The 1,365-nt window shown below is 68.0% G+C and carries 1 protein-coding gene; it reads right to left on the bottom strand.

The features are described 5' to 3' along the window. Window positions 1-1,365: family 2B encapsulin nanocompartment shell protein (locus IE317_RS44090; RefSeq protein ID WP_373309250.1), on the bottom strand; the 1,365-nt coding region annotated here is incomplete at both ends.

The following is a 1,365-nucleotide window of genomic DNA, read 5'->3' as shown; positions in this document are numbered from 1 at the left end:
TCCCGGCCGATCTCGGCGCTTTCGAGGACGGCGAGGGCGTCGGGGACGAGGACGGCGGCGGAGTAGTAGGCGGAGACGAGGTAGGAGATGATGGCTTGTTCGTTGATGCCCATGAAGCGGACGTTGAGTCCGGGTTGGTATTCGTCGGGGAGTCCGGTTTGGTGGAGTCCGACGACGCCTTGGGTTTGTTCTCCGGTGCGCATGAGCAGGATGGAGCTGGTGCGGGTTTCGGTGACGGGGATTTTGTTGCAGGGGAGGATGGGGATGCCGCGCCAGGAGGGGACTTGGTGGCCGGCGAGGTCGACGCTGGTGGGGTAGATGCCGGCTTTGGTGCATTCGCGGCCGAAGGCGGCGATGGTGGTGGGGTGGGCGAGGAAGAAGCTGGGGTCTTTCCAGACGAGGGTGAGCAGGGCGTCGAGGTCGTCGGGGGTGGGTGGGCCGGTGCGGGTGGGGATGCGCTGGGCGAAGTCGGCGTTGTGCAGGAGCCCGAAGTCGGGGTTGTTGACCAGTTCGTGTTCCTGCCGTTCCCGCAACGCTTCCACGGTGAGGCGGAGTTGTTGTTCGATCTGGTTCATGGGCTGGTTGTAGAGGTCGGCGACGCGGGAGTGGACGCGGAGCACGGTTTGGGCGACGGAGAGTTCGTATTCGCGGGGGCGGGCTTCGTAGTCGACGAAGGTGGCGGGGAGGACGGGTTCGCCGTCGTGGCCGGAGGCGAGGGAGATTTCGGCTTCGCCGTGGTCGTTGCTGGCGGCGGCGCCGCGGGCGCGGTAGCCGGTGAGGTGGGTTTGGAGGGTTTCGGAGCGGGCGAGGACGTCGTCGAAGGCGGCGCGGGGGAGGGTGAGGACGGTGCAGGTGGTGACGGCTTTGGCGGTGAATTCCCAGATGCCGTCGTTGTGGGTGAGGGTGGTTTCGCCGAAGTGGTCGCCGTCGGCGAGGGTGCCGAGGACGACTTGGTCGCCGTAGGCGCCGGTGCCGATTTTGGTGATCTTGCCGTGGGCGAGGAGGAAGACTTCGTCGGCGGGGGAGCCGAATTCGACGAGGGTGTCGCCGGGGGCGTATTCGCGTTGGGTGAACCGGTCGGCGAGTTCGGTGAGGACGTCTTCGTCGTCGAAGCCGCGCAGGGGGGCCAGTTCGCCGAGTTCGGGGGGGATGACGCGGACGTGGGCGCCGGTGGTGGTGAAGGTGACGCGTCCGTCGCCGACGGCGTAGGAGAGGCGGCGGTTGACGCGGTAGGCACCGCCGGAGACTTCGACCCAGGGCAGGAGCTTGAGCAGCCAGCGGGAGGAGATGCCCTGCATCTGCGGGACGGACTTGGTCGTCGTGGCCAGGGTCCGGGCCGCCGCCCGGCTCAGGCTCGACGGCGCC

This window comes from Amycolatopsis bullii, assembly GCF_014654205.1.
GTDB classification, from domain to species: domain Bacteria; phylum Actinomycetota; class Actinomycetes; order Mycobacteriales; family Pseudonocardiaceae; genus Amycolatopsis; species Amycolatopsis plumensis.
The sequence above is the reverse complement of the archived record's forward strand: the minus strand, read 5'-3'. Positions and strand labels throughout refer to the sequence as shown.